The organism is Jatrophihabitans fulvus (assembly GCF_054781375.1).
In genome coordinates this window covers 762,513-784,816 of record NZ_BAAGUN010000001.1, presented here as the reverse complement: position 1 = coordinate 784,816, position 22,304 = coordinate 762,513, and the positions used below count along the sequence as shown (strand labels likewise).

At 73.7% G+C, this 22,304-nt stretch carries 20 protein-coding genes and 1 riboswitch; of the genes, 8 read left to right on the top strand and 12 right to left on the bottom strand.

Annotation, left to right across the window (positions count from 1 at the left end; translation table 11 throughout):
* Positions 1-47 precede the first annotated feature (47 nt).
* Positions 48-668 (bottom strand): hypothetical protein, encoded by a 621-nt coding sequence (locus tag ACYVP9_RS03805; protein WP_460603361.1) that lies wholly within the window; start codon positions 666-668, stop codon positions 48-50.
* Between the two features lie 182 nt (positions 669-850).
* Between ACYVP9_RS03805 and ACYVP9_RS03800 the strand changes: the two genes are divergently transcribed.
* The gene (locus ACYVP9_RS03800) at positions 851-1,516 is read left to right on the top strand and encodes a glycosyltransferase family 2 protein (protein ID WP_460603360.1); all 666 of its coding nucleotides are present in this window, start codon (positions 851-853) and stop codon (positions 1,514-1,516) included.
* Positions 1,513-2,145: a TIGR04282 family arsenosugar biosynthesis glycosyltransferase gene (locus ACYVP9_RS03795; RefSeq protein WP_460603359.1), complete on the top strand. Its 633-nt coding sequence runs from the start codon at positions 1,513-1,515 to the stop codon at positions 2,143-2,145. Before ACYVP9_RS03800 ends, ACYVP9_RS03795 begins: the two co-directional genes overlap by 4 nt.
* 7 nt (positions 2,146-2,152) lie before the next feature.
* Here ACYVP9_RS03795 and ACYVP9_RS03790 read toward each other — a convergent pair whose 3' ends face one another.
* Both ACYVP9_RS03790 and ACYVP9_RS03785 read right to left on the bottom strand, forming a co-directional pair.
* Positions 2,153-2,791 (bottom strand): methyltransferase domain-containing protein, encoded by a 639-nt coding sequence (locus tag ACYVP9_RS03790; protein WP_460603358.1) that lies wholly within the window; start codon positions 2,789-2,791, stop codon positions 2,153-2,155.
* A gap of 74 nt (positions 2,792-2,865) precedes the next feature.
* The gene (locus tag ACYVP9_RS03785; RefSeq protein WP_460603357.1) at positions 2,866-3,696 is read right to left on the bottom strand and encodes a LysR family transcriptional regulator; all 831 of its coding nucleotides are present in this window, start codon (positions 3,694-3,696) and stop codon (positions 2,866-2,868) included.
* Positions 3,697-3,764: 68 nt separating this feature from the next.
* Here ACYVP9_RS03785 and ACYVP9_RS03780 point away from each other — a divergent pair, with 68 nt between their 5' ends.
* Positions 3,765-4,652, top strand: a complete 888-nt coding sequence (locus tag ACYVP9_RS03780; protein WP_460603356.1) for a Rossmann-fold NAD(P)-binding domain-containing protein — start codon at positions 3,765-3,767, stop codon at positions 4,650-4,652.
* On the opposite strand, the gene ACYVP9_RS03775 is transcribed toward ACYVP9_RS03780, so the two are convergent.
* Positions 4,639-5,760 carry a sensor histidine kinase gene (locus tag ACYVP9_RS03775; protein ID WP_460603355.1) on the bottom strand — a complete coding sequence of 374 codons (1,122 nt, stop codon included), beginning with the start codon at positions 5,758-5,760 and terminating at the stop codon, positions 4,639-4,641. The two genes, ACYVP9_RS03780 and ACYVP9_RS03775, sit on opposite strands and share 14 nt — an antisense overlap.
* A gap of 138 nt (positions 5,761-5,898) precedes the next feature.
* On the opposite strand from ACYVP9_RS03775, the gene ACYVP9_RS03770 reads away from it, so the two are divergent.
* Positions 5,899-8,034 (top strand): MMPL family transporter, encoded by a 2,136-nt coding sequence (locus ACYVP9_RS03770; RefSeq protein ID WP_460603354.1) that lies wholly within the window; start codon positions 5,899-5,901, stop codon positions 8,032-8,034.
* A 1-nt stretch (position 8,035) separates the two neighbouring features.
* On the opposite strand, the gene ACYVP9_RS03765 is transcribed toward ACYVP9_RS03770, so the two are convergent.
* Positions 8,036-8,239 (bottom strand): hypothetical protein, encoded by a 204-nt coding sequence (locus ACYVP9_RS03765; RefSeq protein WP_460603353.1) that lies wholly within the window; start codon positions 8,237-8,239, stop codon positions 8,036-8,038.
* Between the two features lie 42 nt (positions 8,240-8,281).
* On the opposite strand from ACYVP9_RS03765, the gene ACYVP9_RS03760 reads away from it, so the two are divergent.
* A complete protein-coding gene (locus ACYVP9_RS03760; RefSeq protein ID WP_460603352.1) occupies positions 8,282-8,965 on the top strand; it encodes a GOLPH3/VPS74 family protein in 684 nt (227 codons plus the stop codon).
* Between the two features lie 9 nt (positions 8,966-8,974).
* Here the strand turns inward: ACYVP9_RS03760 and ACYVP9_RS03755 are convergent, their stop codons facing one another.
* Genes ACYVP9_RS03755 through ACYVP9_RS03730 form a run of 6 tightly spaced genes read right to left on the bottom strand, consistent with a single transcriptional unit; the run spans position 8,975 to position 17,350 of the window.
* Positions 8,975-9,850, bottom strand: coding sequence for a TroA family protein (locus ACYVP9_RS03755; protein ID WP_460603351.1), 876 nt, complete (start codon positions 9,848-9,850; stop codon positions 8,975-8,977).
* Positions 9,847-10,644: an ECF transporter S component gene (locus tag ACYVP9_RS03750; RefSeq protein ID WP_460603350.1), complete on the bottom strand. Its 798-nt coding sequence runs from the start codon at positions 10,642-10,644 to the stop codon at positions 9,847-9,849. The genes ACYVP9_RS03755 and ACYVP9_RS03750 overlap by 4 nt, the downstream gene beginning before the upstream one ends.
* Positions 10,641-12,272 (bottom strand): ABC transporter ATP-binding protein, encoded by a 1,632-nt coding sequence (locus tag ACYVP9_RS03745; RefSeq protein WP_460603349.1) that lies wholly within the window; start codon positions 12,270-12,272, stop codon positions 10,641-10,643. Before ACYVP9_RS03745 ends, ACYVP9_RS03750 begins: the two co-directional genes overlap by 4 nt.
* Positions 12,269-13,438, bottom strand: coding sequence for an energy-coupling factor transporter transmembrane component T family protein (locus tag ACYVP9_RS03740; protein ID WP_460603348.1), 1,170 nt, complete (start codon positions 13,436-13,438; stop codon positions 12,269-12,271). The genes ACYVP9_RS03745 and ACYVP9_RS03740 overlap by 4 nt, the downstream gene beginning before the upstream one ends.
* 13 nt (positions 13,439-13,451) lie before the next feature.
* Complete coding sequence (locus tag ACYVP9_RS03735; RefSeq protein WP_460603346.1) at positions 13,452-14,366, bottom strand: hypothetical protein; 915 nt, start codon at positions 14,364-14,366, stop codon at positions 13,452-13,454.
* Positions 14,363-17,350: an Ig-like domain repeat protein gene (locus tag ACYVP9_RS03730; protein ID WP_460603345.1), complete on the bottom strand. Its 2,988-nt coding sequence runs from the start codon at positions 17,348-17,350 to the stop codon at positions 14,363-14,365. The genes ACYVP9_RS03735 and ACYVP9_RS03730 overlap by 4 nt, the downstream gene beginning before the upstream one ends.
* A gap of 90 nt (positions 17,351-17,440) precedes the next feature.
* A riboswitch (cobalamin riboswitch) is annotated at positions 17,441-17,590 on the bottom strand.
* A gap of 70 nt (positions 17,591-17,660) precedes the next feature.
* On the opposite strand from ACYVP9_RS03730, the gene ACYVP9_RS03725 reads away from it, so the two are divergent.
* Together ACYVP9_RS03725 and ACYVP9_RS03720 are read left to right on the top strand one after the other, a co-directional pair.
* The gene (locus tag ACYVP9_RS03725) at positions 17,661-18,512 is read left to right on the top strand and encodes a nicotinate-nucleotide--dimethylbenzimidazole phosphoribosyltransferase (protein ID WP_460603344.1); all 852 of its coding nucleotides are present in this window, start codon (positions 17,661-17,663) and stop codon (positions 18,510-18,512) included.
* The gene (locus tag ACYVP9_RS03720; protein WP_460603343.1) at positions 18,509-19,720 is read left to right on the top strand and encodes an AI-2E family transporter; all 1,212 of its coding nucleotides are present in this window, start codon (positions 18,509-18,511) and stop codon (positions 19,718-19,720) included. Before ACYVP9_RS03725 ends, ACYVP9_RS03720 begins: the two co-directional genes overlap by 4 nt.
* On the opposite strand, the gene gcvT is transcribed toward ACYVP9_RS03720, so the two are convergent.
* Entirely contained in the window at positions 19,717-20,820 is a 1,104-nt protein-coding gene (gene gcvT / locus ACYVP9_RS03715) for a glycine cleavage system aminomethyltransferase GcvT (RefSeq protein ID WP_460603342.1), read from the bottom strand. The genes ACYVP9_RS03720 and gcvT overlap by 4 nt on opposite strands.
* Positions 20,821-20,852: 32 nt before the next feature.
* Here gcvT and ACYVP9_RS03710 point away from each other — a divergent pair, with 32 nt between their 5' ends.
* Positions 20,853-22,304 (top strand): leucyl aminopeptidase family protein, encoded by a 1,452-nt coding sequence (locus ACYVP9_RS03710; protein WP_460603341.1) that lies wholly within the window; start codon positions 20,853-20,855, stop codon positions 22,302-22,304.

Genomic DNA, 22,304 nt, shown 5'->3' with positions numbered 1-22,304 from the left:
AGAGCAGGCGCCACCGCCCGAGTGTGACGTGGAACGGGGCCGGGTGCTTACTTGGCCTTGATGGTGGCGATGCCGATCAGCAGGCCGCCCTTGAGAGCGGTGATCTTGAAGGTCTTGTTGAGCAGCGCGGCGGCGTCGCTCGACAACTTGACCTCGGTGCCGGTGAGGGTGGCGACGCCGTTCGACACGGTCGGGGTCTTGAGGGTGTTGCCGTTCAGGTCGAACAGCTTCGCGCCCTTGGCGGCCGACTTGCCGTTGACGGCGACGTCACCGGTGAGCTTCGAGTTGTTGCCCGGGTCGATGACGAAGTTGGTCAGCGACACCTTGGTGCCACCGGCGGTCAGCGAGAGGCCGCTGCCGTTGTGGTCGATCTCGCCCTGCACGTAGGGCGTGACGTCGCCCTTCTTGTAGACCTTCACGTCGCCGCCCGTGATCGGGAACGATGCGACGCCGGCCGAGGAGATCTTGGCGGTGCCGACCGGTGCCGGCGTGACCTTCAGGCTCTTCAGGGCGCTGACGAAACCGCTGTCCAGCGCGACGGACGTCGAGGTGCCGCTGAGGCTCTTGATCTCGGCGACCGGGCTCGGGTCGCCACCGCACGCGGCGGCGGTGGTGAGGATGACGGCACCCGCGCCGACGGCGGCGAGCTTCGTGGTGAGACGACGCATGACAGAACTCCTTGGGAAACGGTGGAACCCGCCCCGTCGGGGTCGGGAGGGGCGATGCGCTCCGTCGGCTCGCGTTCGGCCGGGTGGCTCGCCCCGTGTACCTGGATGTTCGTGCGCCACGCCGATCCGGTTCCCCTGCATCGAAGTCGTGACGCTGGTCTCGTCGTCGTTACCGTGTGGGGATGCCCCCCGTCGACGTCGTCCTGCCGTGCCTCGACGAGGCACGGGCGTTGCCGGTCGTGCTCGCGGGCCTGCCCGACGGCGTGCGCGCGATCGTGATCGACAACGGCTCGACGGACGGATCCGACCGCATCGCCGCAGACCTCGGCGCGACCGTCGTGCGCTGCGCGGTCAGGGGATACGGCGCCGCATGCCACGCCGGCCTCGAAGCGGCGAGCGCCGAGATCGTCGCCTTCTGCGACTGCGACGGATCCCTCGATCTCGCCGACGTACTTCGCTTCGAGGCCGTCCTGCGCGCGGGCAGCGACCTCGTGGTGGCACGACGCCGTCCGGTCGGTCGGGACGCGATGTCTCTCTCGTCCCGCGTGGCGAACCGCGAACTCGCCCGACGGATCCGAAAGCGCACCGGCGCGCGAATACAGGACGTGGGTCCATTGCGCGCGGCGCGCCGCGTACCGCTGCTCGAACTCGGTCTGACCGACCGCCGTTCCGGCTATCCCGCCGAAACCGTCGTGCGGGCCGCGGACGCCGGTTGGACCATCACGCAGCTCGACGTCGAGTACCGCCCCCGCATCGGGCAGTCCAAGGTGACCGGCACCCTGCGCGGCACGCTGCGGGCCGTCCGCGACATGAGCGCGGCCATCAACCGGGACGGGTCCACCTCGTGATCGACACCCTGATCGTCCTGGCCAAGCAGCCGCGGCCGGGACGGGTCAAGACGCGGCTGACCCCGCCACTGACGCCGTCGCAGGCCGCATCGGTCGCCGGCGCCGCGTTGCTCGACACGCTCGCGGCGGTCGACCGGACACCGGCGCGCCGCCGCCTGCTCGCCTTCGCCGGCGATCCGTCCGGATGGCTGCCCGACGGGTGGGACCACTATTCGCAACCCGAGGGCGGCCTGGACGTTCGCATCGCGGCCGCGTTCGCCGCGGCGGGTGCGGGGTCGGCGTTGCTCGTCGGCATGGACACCCCGCACCTGCAGCCCGCGGACCTGCTCGCGTTCGACCCGGACCGGCACGACGCCGCATTCGGCGCTGCCCCGGACGGCGGCTACTGGGCGCTCGGGTTCCGCGACGCGGCCACGGGTACGCGGGCGGTGCCGGGTGTGCCCATGTCGCAGGACGACACCGGTGCCCACCAGGTGCTGCGGCTCGCCGCACTGGGGCTGCGCGTGCGCGCACTGCCGACGCTCACCGACATCGACACGATCGCCGACCTGACAGAGGTCGCAGCGCTCATGCCTCGCACCAGCGCGGTGGCCCGGGCGTGGGCGGGACTTCGGCTCGACGCCGCGTAGGAATGTCCTACGGACGCTCGAGCACGCTGAACCCGCGGCCGTCCGCGGTCCAGTGCCCGCCGGGGGTCAGTCCGGCCGACACGGCCGCCACGGCCAATCCCGCCAGGCCGAGCCGCGCCCAGGGGAACGCGCGGCTGGCGCAGCCGCCGGAGGCGTCGACGAGCACGAGGTCGCCGCGGAACTCGCCCGCCACATAGGCCTCCACCTCGACCACGGCGCGGCCACCCGGCGCGAGCAGGTCCCGCACCCGCCGCAGCAACCGCACCGGGTCTCCGCCGATACCGATGTTGCCGTCGAGCAGCAGCACGCTGCCCCACGCGCCGGCGTCGGGGACGTCACCGAAGACGTCCGCCAGCACCGCCCGTCCGCCGTGCGATCGGGCGTGGGCCACGGCCCCCGCCGCGACGTCGATGCCCGTCGCCGGGAGTCCACGCTGCGCACAGGCGGCGAGCATGCGGCCCGGGCCGCACCCGATGTCCAGCACCGGCCCGGCGCAGTGGTCGAGCACCGACCGGTCGGTGTCGTCGGCGTCGGCCAGGTACCTCGCGGTGTCGAGGCGGGTCACCCGCCCACCGGCGGCCGGTCGGGTGAACAGCTCCGTGCGCGAACGCAGCGAGTGCTCGTACATGCTCAGCGCGGAGGTCACCCTGCCTGTTCGCCGTATGCCCCGGTCGCGGTTCCGTCCGGTGGGCCGCGCCACGGGCGGCGCCGCCGACGGGATCAGCGGGCGACGCGCAACCGGCGGTCGTCCGTCAGCGCGTCGGTCGCGAGGGCCACGAAGTCGAGCACGCGACGGCGCCGCTGCGCCTTGGGCAGCACGATGCAGGTCGCGATCGGTTCGGCGTCGCGCACGCGCACGGTGACTAGGTCGGGCCGCGGGTACGCCTCGGCGACGCTGCGCGGCACGACCGCGATGCCGTCACCGGCCGCGATCAGCTCGAACTTCTCCTCGACGGTGGAGGTCCGCCGGGCGTGCGCGTCGAGGATCGACTCGCCCTCGAGGTCGGCGAGCCCGATGACCCGCCGCCGCGCGAGCCGGTGGCCGACGGGCACGCACGCCACCCGCGGATCGCTGCCGATCGGGATCACCCGCATACCGTCCTCGTCGAACTGCCGCCGGAGGAATGCGACGTGGGCGCGACCGTCGCGCAGCGGCGCCTCCTGCTCCCAGTACGTCACCGGCAGCAGGTCGACGGCGACGCCGGGGTGTGCGGCGGTGAACGCGCGCACCGCCCGGGACACGTGCAGCCCGTTGGCGAAGGCGACGACGAGCCGGTCGACGCCGCGGTCGGCCTCGAGCACCCGCGCGACGGCGGCGTCGACGGACGGCAACAGCGCACGGGACTCGTCCAGCAGCTGCTCCCCCGCGGCCGTCAGCTCGACGCTGCGGGTGGTGCGGACGAGCAGCGCGCACCCCAGCTCCTGCTCGAGCGCCCGCACCTGCCGGCTCAGCACGGGCTGCGCGATGAACAGCTGCTCGGCCGCCCGTCCGAAGTGGCGGTGCTCGGCGACGGCAGCGAAGTACCGCAGCTTGCGCAGGTCGAGATCCATACCCGGAGGGTATCGGTCCGACGACGAAGGTATTGGACGGTTGCCGTCCGGGCGCCGACGCTGAACGCATGATCGTGATCACCACCCCCACGGGGGACATCGGTTCGCAACTGCTCGCCGCGCTCGCCGCCGGCGACGAGCCCGTCCGCGTCGTCGTCCGCGACGCCGCGAAGCTGCCCGACGGTGTGCGCGGGCGCGTCGACGTCGTCGAGGGCTCGCACGGCGACCCCGACGTGCTCGACCGCGCGCTCGCCGGGGCGGACGCGCTGTTCTGGGTCGTTCCACCGAACCCGGCCGCCGCCTCGCTCACCGACGCCTTCAGCGGCTTCACCCGGCCGGCAGCCGAGGCGATCGCCGCCCACCGCGTCGGCCACGTGGTGGGCGTCTCGGCGCTCGGCCGCGGCACCCCCTACGCCGGACGGGCCGGTCTGGTGACCGCCTCGCTCGCCATGGACGACGTGCTCGCCGGCAGCGGCGCGGCCTTCCGCGCGCTCGCCTGCGCCGGGTTCATGGACAACGTGCTGCGTCAGACGGACGGCATCCGCGACGCCGGCGTCTACGCCGACACCGTGCCGCTCGGGCGTGCGCTGCCCTACGTGGCCACCCGCGACATCGCCGCCACCGCCGCCGGCCTGCTCACCGACCGGGGTTGGGACGGCACCGGCGAGGTGCCGCTGCTCGGACCCGAGGACCTCACGCCCGAAGAACTCGTCGCGACGACGGCGGAGGTGCTCGGTCGCCCGGTCGAGTACCGGCAGCAGACCCTCGACGAGCTCGCCGCCCACGCCCTGCACTTCGCGCAGCAGGCGTTCGCCGACGGCCTGGTGCAGATGATGGCGGCGAAGCACGACGGCCTGGACGACGGCGCCCCGCGCGACGGTCGCGCCGCCCGCACCCCGACCACGTTCCGGCAGTGGTGCGAGGACGTGCTGGCTCCTGCCGTCAGGCGGTGGTGACCGGGGACGTCACCGGCAGCGTCATCACAACACGCGTCGGGCCGCCCACCGGGCTGGTGACCTGCATCGTCCCGTCGAACGCCGACAACCTGCGGCGGATGCCACGCAACCCGGTGCCCGCCGCCTCGTCCACCCCGCCGTGCCCGTCGTCGTCCACGGTCAGCCGCAGCGTGTCACCGGACCGTTCGATCGACACGACGGCGCGCGTGGCGTCCGCATGCTTGACCACGTTCGTGAGCGCCTCGGCGACGGCGAAGTAGGCGGCCGACTCGAGCGGCGCGGACAGCCGACCGTCCAGGGTGACGACGCAGTCGACCGGGACGGGAACGGCGAGGGCGAGTGCCTCGACCGCCCCGGCGAGGCCGCGGTCGGCCAGCACGGGCGGGTGGATGCCGCGCACGAGGTCGCGCAGCTCGCCGAGTGCGGTGCTGCTGGTGTCACGGGCCTCGGCGAGCAGGGCAGCGGCCTGTTCGGGATGCTCCGCGACGAGCTGCTCGGCCAGCGCGAGCGTCATGCCCAGCGACACCAGCCGGGCCTGCGCGCCGTCGTGCAGATCGCGTTCGATGCGGCGGATCTCGGCGGCACCGGCGTCGACCGTCTCGGCGCGGGACGCTGACAGTTGCTGCACCCGCAGCGCCAGGCGACTCTTCTCCGACACCGACAGCCGGTTCGCGTCGAGGGCGTCGCGAGCCCGCTGCGCGAGCCCCACCGGCAGCCACCACAGCAGCAGGTCGAGCAGGCTCTCGACCACGGCGACGATGGCCAGGGCGAGACCGATCGTCGCATCGGCGAACAGCCACAGCAGGTCCCGGCGGAACGCCGGATCGCGCACGATCGCGGCGAAGTGCGTCAGCAGGTTGCCCTCGGCGCGCAGGTACGGCGACCCGATCGCACCGGCCCGCCGCCGTCCGATCTCGCGGCGTCGCGAGTCGGCGTGCCAACGGGTCGCCTTCGACGTCCCGATCGTCACGGGGATGCCGACCCACACCGCGGCCAGCGGCACCGCCGTCACCGTCACGCAGAACAGCACAATGCTGATCGTCGACTGCACGACCGCGCGCACGGACCACCACACGAGGTCGGCGCGGCGGCGCCAGGAGCTGGTCATGCGTCCATCCTGACGCACCCGGGACGGTCGCACGGTGGAGGAAAGTCCACCGCGGACGGGGATCCAGCCCACCTCCGTCCGACGGTTCGAACCGCGAGCGTCGTCACCGACAAGTCCCGTCCGTCGGAAGGAACGCCCGTGTCCAGACCATCCCGTCGCGAGCCGGCCACCGTGCGCGTCGCCCGCTGGAGCGCGACCCACCCGTGGCGTGCGATCAGCCTCTGGCTCGCGTTCGTCACCGTCTGCATCGCGCTCGGCAGCACGACCACACTGCGCCAGGCCACCGATCTCGACCAGGCGATCGGTCAGAGCGGTCAGGCCGCGCGCTGGGTGCACGACGCCGGGCTCGAGAAGCCCGACACCGAGAACGTGCTCGTCAGCGCCCGCAGCGGTCGGCTCGACCCCGCCGCGGCCCGGGCGGCGCTCGCCGACGCGACACGCGGCCTGCGGACGCTGCCGCAGGTGACCGCAGTCGGCCGGCCGGTCACCTCCCCCGACGGCGCGGCCATGACCGTGTCCGTCACCCTCGCGAAGGACGCGGACGTGCAACCGCTGCTCGACGAGACCGCCGCCGTGCAGCGCGCCCACGCGGGCGTCCGCGTCGAACAGGTCGGCGACGCATCGCTCGACGAAGCGATGAATACGCTCGTCGACGACGACCTGGGATCGGCGGCGGTCATCAGCACGCCGGTGACGCTGCTGATCCTGCTGGTCGCGTTCGGGGCGATCGTGGCGGCCGGTGTGCCGGTGCTGCTCGCGCTCTCGGCCGTCGGCGCCGCGACCGGGCTGTCGGCACTGGCGTCGCATCTCGTGCCCGACTCGGGCTCGACCTCGGCGATGATCCTGCTGATGGGCATGGCCGTCGGCGTCGACTACTCACTGTTCTACGTGCGGCGGGTGCGGGAGGAACGCCGCCTCGGGCACGGCACCCTCGACGCGGTCGAGATCGCGGCGCGCACGTCCGGCCACTCCGTGCTGGTCTCGGGGGTCGCGGTGATCGTGTCGATGCTCGGCATGTACCTCGCCGGTTCGACGGTCTTCGACTCCCTCGCCACGGGGTCGATCATCGTGGTCGCCGTCGCGGTGATCGGCTCGCTGACCGTGCTGCCCGCGCTGCTGGTGAAGCTCGGGCGGGCCGTCGACCGCCCCCGGGTGCCGGTGCTGTGGCGGCTCACCGCGCAGGTGCGCGAACCGCGGTTGTGGCCGGCGGTGCTGCGCCCGTCGCTGCACCGGCCCGGACGGACGCTGGCCCTCTCGTCCTTCGCGCTGCTGCTGCTCGCCCTGCCCGCCCTCGGCCTGCACCTGCAGACCGGCAGCATCGACACCCTGCCGTCGTCACTCGCCGAGAAGCACACCCTGCAGCGACTGAACGCGGCCTTCCCCGACCAGCGGACGACCACGACGGTGGTGGTCCGCACGCCGGCGGCGCGGGCGGCGGAGACGGCGGCATCGCTGCGCGACCTCGGGTCGTCCGTCGACAGGAGGTACTTCCAACCCGGCGGTGAGGTGACGGCATCGTCCGACCGCACCGTGCAGGTGCTGACCCTCACGGCGACGGGCGACGACGAGTCGCCGGCTGCGCGCGACGGTGTCCGGCTGCTGCGCGACGGCCTCGTGGCACGCACGCTGCCCGACGGCGCGCGCTGGGCCGTCGGCGGAGGTGCCGCACTGTCCCTGGACGCCGACACCCACCTCGCGGACCGCCTGCCGTGGGTCATCGGGTTCGTCGTGCTGCTGACGATGCTGATGACGTGGCGGGTGTTCCGGTCGCCGCTGCTCGCGGTGGCGACCGCCGGCATGAACCTGCTCTCGGCGGGTGCGTCGTTCGGTGTGCTGGTGCTGGTGTTCCAGCACTCGTGGGCCGAGTCGCTGCTGGGGTTCACCTCGACCGGGCGGGTCGTCAACTGGATCCCGCTGTTCATGTTCGCGGTGCTGTTCGGCCTGTCGATGGACTATCACGTGTTCGTGCTCGGACGGGTCCGCGAGGCCGTCCGCCGGGGCCTGCCGGCCCCCGACGCCGTCCGCGAGGGCATCGTCGGCTCGGCGGGCACCATCACGAGCGCGGCCCTGATCATGGTGTCGGTGTTCGCGATCTTCGCCGCACTGCACGTGGTCGAGATGAAGCAGTTCGGCGTCGGGCTGGCCGTCGCGGTGCTGATCGACGCGGTGGTGGTGCGCGGCGTGGTGCTGCCGTCGGTGCTGGTGCTGGCCGGCGACCGTGCGTGGGGCCGTCGTCGGGTCACCCCGCCGGCCCGTGAGCCGGCGCTGGTGTGAGCTACTGCTCCGACAGCGGCATCGGGCCGTAGACCTTGTCGTCGACGTCGTACAGCGTCACCTGCGCGACGCCGGCGTCGGCGAGGTCGCGCCAGTTCTCGCCCAACCAGCTCTCGGCGTCCGACTGGTTCGACTGCGGTGCCACCGCCGGACCGTCGGTGATCTCGGAGCCGTCGGGTCGTTCGAGTCGCCAGGTCCACGCCATGGGCCCGAGGGTAACGACCCCGCCGTGGGAACCATGGACGGCATGACGACGCCGCTGCTGATCGCCGAGGAGCTGTTCCTGCTCACCCACGACGACGAGTCCGGCAAGGCGCGCGGGCTCACGCCGAACGAGGCCGTGGCGGGTGCGCTGCTGCTCGACCTCGCCGAGGCCGGGGTGATGAAGGTCGACGACCGCAAGCGGGTGCTCGTGACGGGCGAACCGTGCGGGCACCCGCTGCTCGACGAGGCGCAGGCGGTGATCGGGGCGGACGACAAGCCGCGGTCGGTGTCGCACTGGGTCGGCCGCCTGCCCTACAAGCTGAAGAAGATCGACCAGCGGGTGGGCCGGTCGCTCGTCGACCGGGGCATCCTCGGGCGCGAGGAGCGCAAGACGCTGGGACTGTTCACGACCGTCCGCTGGCCCGAAAGCGATCCCGCGCCCGAGCGGGCACTGCGCGCCGGCCTGGCCGACGTGCTCGCCCGGGGCGTGACGCCCACGGAGCACCAGGGTCTGCTCGTGCCCCTGCTGACCACGCAGGACCTCATTCCGAAGCTCGTCGAGAAGGACGACCGCGGCGCGGCCCGCAAGCGGGCGAAGCAGATCACCAAGGACGCCAAGGAGGGACGGATCGTCTCGGCCGCGGTGTCGCAGGCGGTGCAGGCCACCCAGGCGGCGGTGATGGCGGCCGTCGTGGCGAGCACGACGGTCGTCACCACCTCGAACTGAACGGGACCACTACCGCACCCGGCGGACGGAGGCCGGACGGCCGGCCACGGCCTCGGGATGGAGCACCCCGGCGATCGCCTCGACGCCGTCGACCACGCGCGGTCCCGGACGGACGACCAGCCCGTCGCCGTCGATCGCCCACACCGGCACGTCGGGCAGTGCCGCGCACACGACCTCGGCCTGGGCGGCCGCGCCGTCGAGGTGGTAACCGCACGGCGAGACGAGCACCAGGTCGGGACGGGCGTCCGCGATCGCGTCCCAGGTCGTGGGCACCGAGCGTTCGCCGCCGGTCGCGGCGACCGGCTCGCCCCCGGCCGCGCGGACGAGATCGGGGATCCAGTGACCCGCGGTGAACGGGGGGTCGACCCACTCGACGACGGCCACCCGCGGACGCTCGCGCCCGGACACCGCCGCGGCCACCGCGTCGAGACGTCCGCGCAGCACGGGCGTGACGGTGTCGTCGACGCCGGCGGCCTTCGCCACCGTGCCGATCGTGGCGAGCACGTCGTCGAGCGAGTACGGGTCGAGCGCGACCACCTCCGCGCTGCACCCGAGGAACTCCAGCGCCTCGTCGACCTTGCCGGACGGCAGCGCGCACACCCAGCAGAGGTCCTGGGTGAGCACGAGCTCGGGGTCGAGGCCGGCGAGCGCGTCCTGGTGCAGGTGGTAGAGGTCGGCACCGGCGGCCGCCTGCGCGCGGACGTACGCGTCGATCTCGCCCGGCGTCATGCCCGAGGTGTCCTTGCCGCCGACGACGACGGTGGCGTCGGTGCGCGCCGACGGCGGTTCGTCGCACTCGAACGTCACGCCGACGAGCTGGTCGCCGAGACCGAGCGCGTGGACGATCTCGGTGGCCGACGGCAGCAGCGAGACGATGCGGGTCATCGCTCGACGGTAACCGGGTCGAAGCGCACCGGGGCCTGGAAGGCGGCCTTGCGGGCGGCGCGGCGGAAGGTGGCGAGCGCGGCGGGCCCGACGATCACGATGGCGAGGAAGTTGGTGACGGCCCGGCCGGTGTCCCAGCCCAGCGAGGTCGTCGCGTCGAAGACGAGGTAGCGGTGCAGCTGCTCGGTGAAGCCCGCGCCCGGCAGGTAGGCGATCGAGCTGTTCGGGTCGACGGAGAACGGCCAGAACGACAGGTTGAGCAGAAAGCCGAACACGTAGCCCGACACCGCGCCGTAGACGGCGAGCATGACGATCTCGGCCCTGCCGCGGGCGCGGGGCAGCAGTCCGGCGAACAGGCCGACCCAGGCGCAGCCGAACATCTGGTACGGCAGCCACGGTCCGACGCCGCCGGTCAGCAGCGCCGACGCGAACAGCGACGTGCAGCCGAGCGCGAACCCGAAACCGGGGCCGAAGACCCGTCCGGCGAGCACGAGCACGAAGAACACGGTCTCGACGCCGGCGGTGCCCGCCCCCAGCGGGCGCAGGGCGGCGTTCACCGCCGACAGCACGCCCAGCATGGCCAGGGCCTTCGCGTCGATGCCGTGGTCGGCGATCTCGCTGAAGACCACCGCGAGCACGAGTACCAGCAACCCGCCGAACATGATCGGGGCGAGGGTCCGGTTGTCCAACCGACCGGGGTCGACCACGAACGGCCACACGAACGCGACGACGCCGACGAACGTGGCGAGCACGAGCGACACCACGCTGCGGTTCGGGATGCCGATCGCCCTCATGACGCCAGCGCCGCCTCGACCTGCGCCACCGTCAGGTACGGCAGCGGCGCGAGGATCTTCGCGGTCTGCGGGGCGAACGCCGGTGACGCGACGACCACCTCGGACGTCGGCCCGTCCGCCACGATCTCGCCCTCGGCGAGCACGATCACCCGGTCGGCCGCCGCGGCGACGAACTCGACGTCGTGAGTCGAGACCACGACGCTGCGACCCTCGGCGGCGAGCTCGTCGACGATGTCGGTCAGGGCCGCCTTGGCGGCGTAGTCGAGACCGCGGGTCGGCTCGTCGAGCAGCACGACGGGCGGCGCGGCCCGCAGCGCGATCGCGAGCACCAGTGACAGGCGCTGCCCCTCGGACAGGTCGCGCGGGTGCAGCCGTCCGTCGACACCGGGGGCGATGCGGTCGAGCAGCTCGCGCGCGGAGGGCCCTGCCACGCCCTCGGACTCGGCGTCCGCCTGCGCCAGCTCGGTGTCGACGCTGCCGAGGTAGAGCAGGTCCGCGGGCGTCTGCGGCACCAGCCCGACGCGGGTGCGTGCCTCGGCGGGCTTGAGCTGTTTCGGGTCCCGTCCGCCCACGTCGACGCTGCCGTCCTGGCGCGGGCCGGAGCCCTGCAGTGCCCACAGCAGCGACGACTTGCCCGACCCGTTGTGGCCCATGAGGGCCACCACCCGTCCGGGGCTCAGGGTGAGGTCGACACCGCGGACGGCGACGACGTCCGAGTACCGGACCACGACGTTGCGGGCTGTGAGCACGGGCGCGGCGGGAAGACACGGCGTCGCGCTGCGCTCGGGGGTTCGGCGGACGGCCGGTAGCGGCCGTTCGCGCAGCTCCTCGCGCAGCGGCAGGGCACGGCGGCGGGCGTCGCGAACCGACAGCGGCAGCGGCTCCCACCTGGCGAGCCGCCCGAGTTCGACGACCGGCGGCGCGACGGACGTCGTCTCGAACATGCGCTGCGGCTCGCCGCGGGTGACGGTGCCGTCGCCGTGCACGTGCAGCACGGTGTCGGCGTACTGCACGACGCGCTCGAGCCGGTGCTCGGCGACGACGACGGTGATGCCCAGGTCGTGCACCAGCCGGGTGACCGCCGCGAGCACGCCCTCGGCGGCGGTGGGGTCGAGCGCCGAGGTCGGTTCGTCGAGCACGAGCACCCGCGGGTTGGCGGTGAGCGCGGCGCCGATCGCGACACGCTGCTGCTGGCCGCCCGACAGCTCGTGCAGCGCCCGGTGCCGCAGGTCGGTGAGGTCGAGCAGCACGAGCATCTCCTCGACCCGCTTGCGCATGACCTCCGGCGGCACCGCGAGCTGCTCCATCGAGTACGCGAGCTCCTCCTCGACGGTGTCGGTGACGAAGCCCGCGAGCGGGTCCTGCCCGACGACGCCCACCAGGTCGGCGAGCTCGCGCGGCGGGTGATCGGCGGTGCTGCGCCCGTCGACCCGCACGGCACCGGCGAGCGTGCCGCCGGTGAAGTGCGGGACGAGACCGTTGATCGCGCCGAGCAGGGTCGACTTGCCCGACCCGGTGCGCCCGACGACGAGGCACAGCTCGCCCTCGTCGATCGTCAGGGTGACGTCGCGCAGGACGGGTGCGTCGGCGTCGGCGTAGGTGACCGTGACGTGGTCGAACTCGATCATGCGACGGTCACCTCCTCGCGGACGGGTCGTGCGGCGGTGGGTTCGGGGCGGACGGGACGGGTGGGCGGCCGGCGCCGCACCGGGGGCGGGGCGGCCAGGGCGCCGACGCCCGCGACCAGGATCGCCAGCGCCGGCAGCAGCGGCAGCTGCGGCCACCGGATCGGGTACAGCGACGGGTTCAGCTGCCCGGGGTCGTACCCGACCGTCACGAACATGACCGCCGCGCACAGCACGCCGCTGCCGGCGACCACGAACTCGGGCAGTTCGACCGGGTCGGGACGGTAGCTGGTGCGCACGATGCGGCGGCTGCCGACGACGAAGCCGGTGAGGCACGACCCGGCCCCCACGGCGAGCATCGGGACGCCCAGCACCCACGGCGTGCTGCCGTCGAGCAGCCCGTAGACGCCGACGCACAGTCCCGACATGCCGAGCAGCATCAGGCCGGCGGTGAGCCGGCGGCTGCCCTTCGTGGCCCGGCCCGTCCGTCCGTACCCGCGTGAATCCATGCCGGCCGCGAGCCGCAGCGAGCGTTCGAAGGCGTCCTCGAGGACGGGGATGACCACCGCGCGCAGCACCCGCAACCCCTTGCCGGAGCCGCCGCGCAACCGCCGCGCCCGGTTGACGCGCTGCGCGCTCTCGACCAGCTGCGGCGCGACGCTGAGCGCCACCACCACGGCGACGCCGAGCTCGTAGAGCGCCCCGGGCAGCACCCGCAGCGCGCGCTTGGGGTTCGCGAGCACGTTGGCCGCGCCGACGCAGCACAGCAGGGTGCCCAGCCGCAGTCCGTCGAACGCCGCCGACATCGTCGCCTCCAGCGACACCGGGCCGCCGATGGTGACGCCCGCGTACCAGTCGGGCGTCGTCAGCCGCGGCAGCGAGAACAGCACGTGGTCGGCCGGGGTGACGCCCGTGGCGAAGACCGACCGGAACACCACCCTGATCGCGATCACCGTCAGCGCCATGAGCAGGTAGAACTTGAACGCCCGGGCCCACGGCGAGTCACCGCGCCGGTTGGCGATGACGAAGCCCAGGACGGCCAGCAACAGCGCGAGCAGCAGCGGGTTGGTCGTGCGGTTCGCCGCGACCGCCAGCCCGATCGCCCAGACCCACCACGCGACGGGGTGCAGCGCGCGCGGGATGCGCCTGCCGCTCGTCGGGATGGTCATGGGTTGGGCTTTCCTACTCGCTGAGCCGGCGACGACGCAGGACGGTGACGCCCGCTCCCGCGCCCAGCGCTGCGACGACGATCAGGACGATGACGAGCGGGAGCGCCGAGTCGGACCCGCCCTGGTCCGCGGCCGCCGGGCTCGGACGCTCGAACGGTACCGCCACCGCGCCGGACGACGAGGCGGTCGGGGCCGGTCCCGACGCGGTGGCCGTCGTGGGCGCCGCCGACCGGGTGGCCGGCGTCGTGGCGGAGCGCCGGGCCGGGGTCGCCGCGCCGGTCGAGGTCGGCTCGGCCGCCGTGGTGGGCCGGCCGGCTGGTGTCGAGCGCGTGACCGGCCGCGACGTCCGGGGCGGCGACGGGCGCGACGACGTCGTGCGGGGCGCCGACGTGCGCCGCGGCGGAGCAGCGACGGGGCACGACCGGCTGCGCCCGGCGCGCGCGTCCGCCGGGCTGAAGCAGGGCTGCCCGGTCGTCCCGCTGACGTTCGTACGGCCGAACACCCAGGCGTCGACGTCGCCCGGCGAGGGCTTGCGCGTTCCGGCGCCCTCGGGGCTGTACGTCCACCGGTTCTGCCCCGCGTGCGCGAACCAGTAGGACCAGTACGCCGACGCGGGCGGGGTGTTGACGCAGTTGTCCGCCGCCGGGCCGGGACGGCCGTTGATGCGGCACACGAAGCCGGGCTGTCGGGTCACGTCGACGGTGGCGAACCCGGCGTGGTTCAGGGCGGCGCGTCCGGTGCTCGGGTCGGCGTCGCAGCCGCTCTGCAGCCCGCCGCCGAACGGCCGGAAGTCGACCGCGACGAGAACGCCGGACGAGCACGCAGGCGCCGCCGTCGCCGGCACGCTCGGGGGAACGACGACTGCGGCGACGGCGAGGGCCGCGGCCACGAGGAACGTGGTCGCGGCCCGGATCGCCGATGAGCTCACCGCTCTCGCGTGGCGGTCCGACGGCGGCCGAGCGCCAGGCATCCGGCGCCGACGAGCAACAGCGCGAGCGCCCAGGCGAGTTGCGCGTCGGACGTGACGCCGGTGTCGGCGACCTCCGTCGCCGCGCCCTTCGCCGGCGCGGCGGAGCCGGACGTCGGCGCACTCGGAGTCGGCGTCGGGGTCGGGGCGGGGTTCGGCGGCTGCACCACGACGGCGTCGCGCGGGACCGCCAGGATCGTCGCGCCGGTGAGCGAGACGAGCGTGCGTTGCGCGGCGGCGAGCACGGCCTGCGTGGTCGACCGGACGTCGGCGTCGGCGCTCCCGCGGCTGACGGCGTAGCCGCTGTTCGGCAGCGCGAAGGTGGCGAGTCCGCGCAACGCCGCCTGCCATCGCGTGATCGGGGCGATCGTCCTCGGGCCCGCCTGGGGCACGGTCGAGGAGTGCAGGGCCGTGACCAGGGACTGCAGCCCGACGGCGGCCAGCGCGGTCGAGTTCGAGTTCTCGCCCGCCGCGCCCGCGAACACGCCGCCTGTCCGCTGCCTCGTCTCGAGGAAGTGCTGCGCCTTGCCCAGGGCCGCGTCGGCGCCCGGCACGGTGCTCAGCGCCTGGATCGCGAAGCCGGTCGCATCGACATCGGACGTGCAGTCGGACGCCTTCGTGGGCAGCTCACTGCTGAAGCCGCCGTCGGCGCACTGCAGCTGACGCAGCCGGACGACGACCGGGCTCGTGAACGCCACGTGGTCGGACGCCCGCGTCGACGCGTTGAGCGCGAGGACACCGAGAGCCTGGGTGATGCCGCTGTAGGCCTGGAAGAAGTCGCCCTTGGCGCTGCACTGCGTCGCGTCTGTCGTCGCTGCCGTGCAGACGTTGTCACGCAGCACCTTGAGCAGATCGACCCCGTTGAAGGCATGCGGGTCGCGGCCCGTCGCCAGCGCGACGAGCGCAAGCTTCGCGAGGCCACCCGAGTACGGGCCGCGGTACTGCTCCTTACCGCCGTTCGGGTCCGCGTAGGCGTCGATCTGTCCCTCGAGCCACGTGACCATCGCCGCAACGGTCTGATCGTGGCCACCGGCCGCGAGCAGCGCGAAGACGCCGTCCGCCGTGAGCCCCTGGTCGTCGTAGACCTGGGTGTCGCCGTTCTCGTCGACGTAGCTGCTGGTCAGGTGATTGGCGTCGACGAGCTGCGACACCACGAAATCGGCGCCAGCTCCCGCGTCGGTCCTGCTGCCGAGGTCGTCGAGCACCGACCCGAACGGGACGCGCGCAACACCGCTGAGCGCCTGCGCCGAGGCGCGGACATCCGAACCGTTGTCGCCCAGCGCCTTGTCGAACCCACCGTCCCCGTTCTGCGCCGCGGCGAGGAACTGCTGACCCGTCGCGATCGCCGACGCGTACCGACGGGCGTCGAGCGACAGCGCTTGGACGGCGAGGGCGGTCGAGTTCACAGACGTGCCGGACGCGCCTGTGAAACCGCCACCGGCACGCTGCCGGTCGGCGATCCAGCGCAGCGCCGAGGTGACCGAGTCCCGGGCCCTCGTGCCGGGCACAAGGGCGAGCGCCATCGCGCCAAGGGCGGTGCTGTCGACGTCGACGACCGAGCCGTCGGTGTTGCTGCCCACGCCGCCTGTGGCGGTCTGCAGCGACTCGAGGAACGCGGCCGGCACGCCGGCGTCGACGCCCGCCCGCTGCAACGCGAGCACGGCCAGCGCCTGTCCGAACGTGGAGGTCACGCCCCGGTAGGCGCCGCGGCCCGCGCAGTCGGACGTGGCGCGGGTGCACTGCAGCGAGCGCACCGCCGCGATCAGGTTGACGCCCCCGAAGGCGCGCGGGTTGCGGCCGGTGACCTCGGCGAGCAGCGCGAGCTTGGCGGCGCGGCCGGCGTCACCGGGCGGGGACTTCACGAACGTGTACGCGTTCACGCGCGTGGCGAGGTAATCGACGATGTCGTCGACGACGGCGTCGTGGCCGCCTGCCGCGGCGAGCGCGAGGGCGGCGTCGACCGTGAGTCCGTAGTCGGGCGTGCCCGGCATGCCCTCGGTGTCGTAATGGGTGCCGCCGACCAGCCGTCCGACGAGGTAGTCGGCCGCGGCGCTCGCGTTCGCGGTGGCCGGAGCCGCGGCCGTCGCGCGGCGCTGCGCCGACCGCATCGCGGACGCGGACGGCAATCCCTTGCGCACCTGCGCGGGCGTGAACACCGGCTTGCCGCCGGCGCCGCTGACGTCCGTCCGGCCGAAGGTCCAGGCCTGGACCGATCCGGCGGTGGCCTTCTGGCCGGCCGCGCTGCTCGCCGCGTACTTCCAGGTCGTGGCGCCCTTGGCGGCGACCCAGTACGACCAGTAGGCGGACGACGAGGGCGTGTTCACGCACTTGTCCGCGGTGGGGTAGCGGGTGCCGCTCTTGAACAGCGGGTGTCCGATGCGGCAGATGAAGGCCGGTTGCCGCTGCACCGGGGTCGTCGTGAATCTGGCCGTCTTCAGCAGGTCGGCGCCGGTGGTGGGGGTGGTGTCGCAGCCGCGGACGACCGCGCCGCCCCAGGCGCCGAAGCTGACCGCGACGAGCGCACCCGTGGTCGTCGTGCACGACCCGGTGCTGCCGACGATCGTCGGTGCCTTCACCGTTATCGCGCGGCGGCCGATCGAGCTGCGGTAGATCTTCGCGCGGCCGGAGTAGGTGGCGGCGACGATGCGCGTGCCGGTGCTCGGGAAGGTCGCCCGGCACGACGCGACACCGGCCGACAGCGGACGGGCCCCGCACCCGGCGAGGGTCCTGCCCGCCACCGAGAACCGCACCACGCCTCCGCCCGGACGGGGGGACACGCGGGCCTGCAACGTCACCGGGCGTCCGGCCACGGGCGCGGCGGCGGCGACGGTCGTCCGCGTCGACTTCAGCGCGGCAGCGCCGGCGGGGGCTGCGGTGACGAGCGCGCCGGAGGCGAGCAGGGCGATGGTGGCCGCAGCCGTGAGGCGGGCGCGCGCTGGGAGCATGTGGGTCCATCCGTGTCGAGCACACGCGGCGAGCGGGCGGGACTCGGCCGACGGACGGACCGGGCACCGCCTCGCGTACCGCGACGAGGCACTGGCCGACCCGATCGGACAGGCATTCCGACTCGCCGGACCCGGTGTCCCGGGAACGGCTCACGGCTGCGGGTCAGTGCCGGTTTCGCACCGGCTTCCCCTGCACGGACCGGGTGAAGCTGCCCGGAGGCCCGGGCGGAGGAACGGTAACACCCGGCGCGGCCCGGGCAACCGGGCGATGACGGCCATGCGGTCGTGGTCGCGGGGCATACTTCGGGACGTGACGCGCGCGGCGACCGATATCGCGGGCCTCGGCGCACAGGTCGACTGGCCGGACGCCGAGGCCGCTGCGAACACGCGCGCTGTCGCCTCCGCCACCGCGGGCCGGACGGCCGAGTTCGCCGAGTGGCTGGCCGGCACACAGGGCGTCCACCCGCCCCGCCCGCCGTCGCGGGTGCGCCTCGCCGCCGTCGGCGGCGTGAGCGAGACCGTCCGCACGCTGGCCGCGTCGCTCGACGTGACCGTCCGCGACCTCGAACCTCCGCACGACGCCGGCGCCGCCTTCGAGGCCGGCGTCGCCGCGGCCGACGACGCGGCCGAGTCGGGGGTCGACCTGCTGCTGGTCACCGCGTCCGCGCCGGACGAGGTCGCGAACGCCGTCGTGGTCAGCCTGCTCTGCGCCGTCGAGCCGACCGCGCTGCTCCCGCGCGGGGGGCGGGCTGTCGACACCGCCGGGTGGATCCGCCGGGCGGGGACGCTGCGCGACGCGCGCCACGCGGCGGCCGACCTGCGCACCGATCCCGACGCCCTGCTGCGTCACCTGCAGGACCCGGGCCTCGCGGGCGTGACCGGGCTGCTGGCCGCTGCCACCGCGCGGCGCACCCCCGTTGTGCTCGACGGCGCGAGCGCCGTCGTCGCGGCCCTGCTGGTCGCGGACGTGGCCAGGCGGGCGACGCGGTGGTGGCTCGTCGCCGACACCGACGACGACCCCGTGCACACGCGCGCGGTCTCCGAACTCGAGCACGAACCGGTGCTGAGGCTCGACCGCCGCGGCGACGGGACCGCCGCAGTGCTGTGCGTGCCGGTGCTGCGGGCGTCCGCCGAGCACGCCGCCGCGGGGACGCCCTCGTGAGCGGACCCGTGCGGCCGCGTCCCGAGACCTCGGACGCCGCCGACGCCGTGACCCCGTCCGTCCGCATCGCCGCGGCCTGGACGTGGCGCCTGCTGGTCATCGGGCTCGGCCTGTACGTGCTGACGCAGATCTTCTTCCGCATCGAGCTCGTCGCGTTCTCGTTCATCATCGCGCTGTTCTTCACCGCCGTGCTGCACCCGCTGGAGCGCTCGCTGCGGCGCCTACCGGGTTCCCGGTCGGTCTCGGCGGCGCTGGCTCTGCTCATCGGCCTGGCGGTGCTCGGCGGCGTCGGTTACTTCGTGGCCTGGCAGATCAGTGCCCACTCGGCGCAGCTGGGCGACCAGATCTCCGAGTTCGTCGACGAGACCCGTGACTGGTTGCAGAACGGCCCGCTGAACCTGAAGTCCAAGGACCTCAACCGCCTCACCGACGAGTTCCAGAAGGCGGTGCAGGAACACCAGGGCGAGTTGATCAGCGGCGCCATCGAGACCGTCCGCACCGTCGTCGAGGTGCTCGGCGCGCTGCTGCTGATCCTGCTCTCGACGTTCTTCCTGCTGCGCGACGGCGAGCAGATCTGGAACTGGGTGCTGCGGCTGTTCCCGCGCGCCTCGCAGTTCCGGCTCGACCGCGCCGGACGGGTCGGCTGGCGGACGTTCGGCGGCTACATGCGCGGCCAGGTGCTGATCGCGCTGTTCCACGGCGTGTCCGTCACGGTGCTGCTGCTGATCCTGCGCGTCCCGCTGGCCGGGGCGCTGGGCGTGCTGATCTTCCTCGGCTCGTTCGTGCCACTGGTCGGCCTCACCGTCACCGGTGCGCTGTGCGTGGCGGTCGCGCTGCTGGAGCACGGATTCGGCGCCGCGCTGGTCGTCGCGATCTCGATCATCGTGCTCGTGCAGGTCGAGGCGCACCTGCTGCAGCCCTACATCATGAGCCGCAGCGTCGAGGTGCACCCGCTCGCAATCGCGTTGGCGGTGCTGACCGGCACCGTGCTCGCCGGCATCGTCGGCGCGCTGCTCGCCGTGCCCCTCGTCGCCTTCCTGAACTCGACCATCCACGCGCTGCGCGACAGTCCCGCGCTGCCGACCGGTGACGGCGGATTCCCCGTGACCGGACGGGCGTCACCCGACGGCGACCCCGTCGACCTCGCCGAGGACCACCCGCGGGACGCCGAGGTGCTCGAGCAACGCCACGACGGCGACAGCGCCTAACGCACGTGCGACGGCACGAACGGCGGGGCCGTCACCTGCACCGCGCTGCGGCGTCCGCGGACGTCCAGCGCCAGCTCGGCACCGTCCTCGACCCCGGCGGACGAGTCGATCAACGCCAGCCCGATGCCCTTGCGCAGCGACGGCGAGAACGTGCCGCTGGTGACCTCGCCGACGGTGGCGCCGTCCGCGTCGAGCACCGGCATGTGCGCGCGCGGGATGCCGCGGTCGAGCGCCACCAGGCCGCGCAGCGTCCGCGCCGCGCCGGCCTCGCGTTCGGCGAGCAGGGCGTCCCGTCCCCAGAACGCGTCCTTCTTCCAGCCCACCGCCCACGTCGAGCGCGCCTGCACCGGCGAGATGTCGAGCGAGAGGTCCTGTCCGTGCAGCGGGTAGCCCATCTCGGTGCGCAGCGTGTCGCGTGCACCGAGGCCGGCGGGTAGCCCGCCGAATTCGCGCACCTGCGCGACAAGTGCGTCCCACAGCTCGGCGGTCACGTCCCAGGCGGGCACCAGCTCGTACCCGTGCTCGCCGGTGTAGCCGGTGCGGCAGATGCGCACCGGACGGCCGTCCCACTCGGCGTCCGCCCACGCCATGTAGTCGAGCTCGGCAGGCAGCCCCAATCGGGCGAGCACCTCGAGCGAGCGGGGCCCCTGCACGGCCAGCACCCCGTAGTCGTGGTGCTGCCCCGTGACGGTGACGCCCTCGGGGGCGGCCGCCTGCAGCCGGCGCACGACCTCGGCGGTGTTCGCGGCGTTCGGGATCAGGAACACGGCGTCGTCCGACACGAGGTACGCGATCAGGTCGTCGACGACACCGCCGGTCCCGTCGCACGCCAGCGTGTACTGCGCCTTGCCCGGCGCGATCCGTCCCAGGTCGTTCGTCAGGCAGGCGTTCACGAACGACGCCGCCCCCGGCCCGGTGACGGACGCCTTGCCCAGGTGCGACACGTCGAACACCCCGACGGAGTCCCGGACCGCCGCGTGCTCCTTGAGGACGCCGCCGCCGGGGTACTCGATCGGCATCTCCCACCCACCGAAGTCGGCGAGCTTCGCGCCGAGGGCGACGTGCCGGTCGTGCACGGGGGAACGGAGCAGGTCGGTCATGCCGGTCAACCTATCGACCTAGAGTGCTTCCCATGCCGACCCAGCTACCCACCGTCTCGATCGCCACCGCCGACAAGGCCGACGCCGTCGTCGTCGGCGTGAGGCGGACGAAGGACGGGCCGGAGCTCGTGCCCGGCGCGCAGGACGTCGACAAGGCCCTCGGCGGACGGCTGCTCGAAGCGCTGAAGACGCTGGGCGCCGGCGGACGTGCGGACGAGATCTCGCGCATCCCCACCCTCGGCCGGGCCGACTTCCCGCTCGTCGTGGCCGCCGGCGTCGGCGACGAGGCGTCGGACGAGGCGCTGCGGCGCGCGGTCGGCGCGGCCCTGCGGGGGCTCGGCGCCCACGCGCGGGTGCACATCGCGATCGATGCCGAGCCCGGCGTGCTCGCGCTCGGCGCCCTGCTCGGCAGCTACGCCTTCACCGACTACAAGTCCCAGCCCGCGACCCGCAGGCTGAAGACGGTCACCGTGGCCGGCGGGTCGTCCGCCCGGGCCGAGGTGAAGCGGGCGACCGCCGTCGCCAAGGCGGTCACCGCCGCCCGCGACCTGGTGAACACCCCGCCGAACGACCTGTATCCGCAGGTGTTCGCCGAGCGCGCCCGCGAGCTGGCGTCCGCGCAGGGACTCGACGTCGAGGTGCTCGACGAGAAGGCGCTGAAGCGGCGCGGGTTCGGCGGCATCCTCGGCGTCGGTCAGGGCAGCGTCCGTCCGCCCCGGCTGGTGCGCATCACCTACCGTCCGGCGCGGGCCAAGCAGCACCTCGCGCTCGTCGGCAAGGGCATCACCTTCGACACCGGTGGCGTGAACCTCAAGACCGCGAACCTCACGTGGATGAAGTCCGACATGGGCGGCGCGGCCGCCGCCGTCGCCGCGATCGCCGCGCTGGCCGAGCTCAAGGTGAAGGTCGACGTCACCGCGACCGTCCCGATGGCCGAGAACATGCCGTCCGGATCGGCGTACCGGCCCTCGGACGTGCTGCACATGTACGGCGGCCGCACCGTCGAGATCGACAACACCGACGCCGAGGGACGGCTGATCCTGGCCGACGCCATCGTCCGCGCGGGCGAGGACGACCCCGACTTCCTGGTCGAGGCGTCGACCCTCACCGGCGCCCAGCTCGTGTCCCTGGGCAGCAAGGTCATCGGCGCCATGGGCGAGCCGGCCTGGCGCGACACCGTCGTCGCCGCCGCCGGGCGCGCGGGCGAGTCGGCGTGGGCGATGCCGCTGCCCGAGGACCTGCGCCCGGGCCTCGACTCCCCCGTCGCCGACCTGGTCAACTCCCCCACCGAGCGCTGGGGCGGGATGCTCGTCGCCGGGCTGTTCCTCAAGGAGTTCGTGCCCGCCGGCCTACCGTGGGTGCACCTCGACATCGCCGGACCGGCCTGGAACCTCGGCGGCCCCCACGGCTACACGCCCAAGGGCGGCACCGGCGCCGCCGTCCGCACCATGATCGCGGTCGGCGAGGAGCTCGCCGGCCGCTGA

Coding starts and splice junctions, on each gene's coding strand:
- ACYVP9_RS03750 (WP_460603350.1), bottom strand. CDS start 10,644: ATGAGGGCGATCGGCATCCCGAACCGCAGCGTGGTGTCGCTCGTGCTC.
- ACYVP9_RS03765 (WP_460603353.1), bottom strand. CDS start 8,239: ATGGCGTGGACCTGGCGACTCGAACGACCCGACGGCTCCGAGATCACC.
- ACYVP9_RS03745 (WP_460603349.1), bottom strand. CDS start 12,272: ATGATCGAGTTCGACCACGTCACGGTCACCTACGCCGACGCCGACGCA.
- ACYVP9_RS03775 (WP_460603355.1), bottom strand. CDS start 5,760: ATGACCAGCTCCTGGCGCCGCCGCGCCGACCTCGTGTGGTGGTCCGTG.
- ACYVP9_RS03805 (WP_460603361.1), bottom strand. CDS start 668: ATGCGTCGTCTCACCACGAAGCTCGCCGCCGTCGGCGCGGGTGCCGTC.
- ACYVP9_RS03800 (WP_460603360.1), top strand. CDS start 851: ATGCCCCCCGTCGACGTCGTCCTGCCGTGCCTCGACGAGGCACGGGCG.
- ACYVP9_RS03760 (WP_460603352.1), top strand. CDS start 8,282: ATGACGACGCCGCTGCTGATCGCCGAGGAGCTGTTCCTGCTCACCCAC.
- ACYVP9_RS03755 (WP_460603351.1), bottom strand. CDS start 9,850: ATGACCCGCATCGTCTCGCTGCTGCCGTCGGCCACCGAGATCGTCCAC.
- gcvT (WP_460603342.1), bottom strand. CDS start 20,820: ATGACCGACCTGCTCCGTTCCCCCGTGCACGACCGGCACGTCGCCCTC.
- ACYVP9_RS03710 (WP_460603341.1), top strand. CDS start 20,853: ATGCCGACCCAGCTACCCACCGTCTCGATCGCCACCGCCGACAAGGCC.
- ACYVP9_RS03730 (WP_460603345.1), bottom strand. CDS start 17,350: ATGCTCCCAGCGCGCGCCCGCCTCACGGCTGCGGCCACCATCGCCCTG.
- ACYVP9_RS03740 (WP_460603348.1), bottom strand. CDS start 13,438: ATGACCATCCCGACGAGCGGCAGGCGCATCCCGCGCGCGCTGCACCCC.
- ACYVP9_RS03785 (WP_460603357.1), bottom strand. CDS start 3,696: ATGGATCTCGACCTGCGCAAGCTGCGGTACTTCGCTGCCGTCGCCGAG.
- ACYVP9_RS03780 (WP_460603356.1), top strand. CDS start 3,765: ATGATCGTGATCACCACCCCCACGGGGGACATCGGTTCGCAACTGCTC.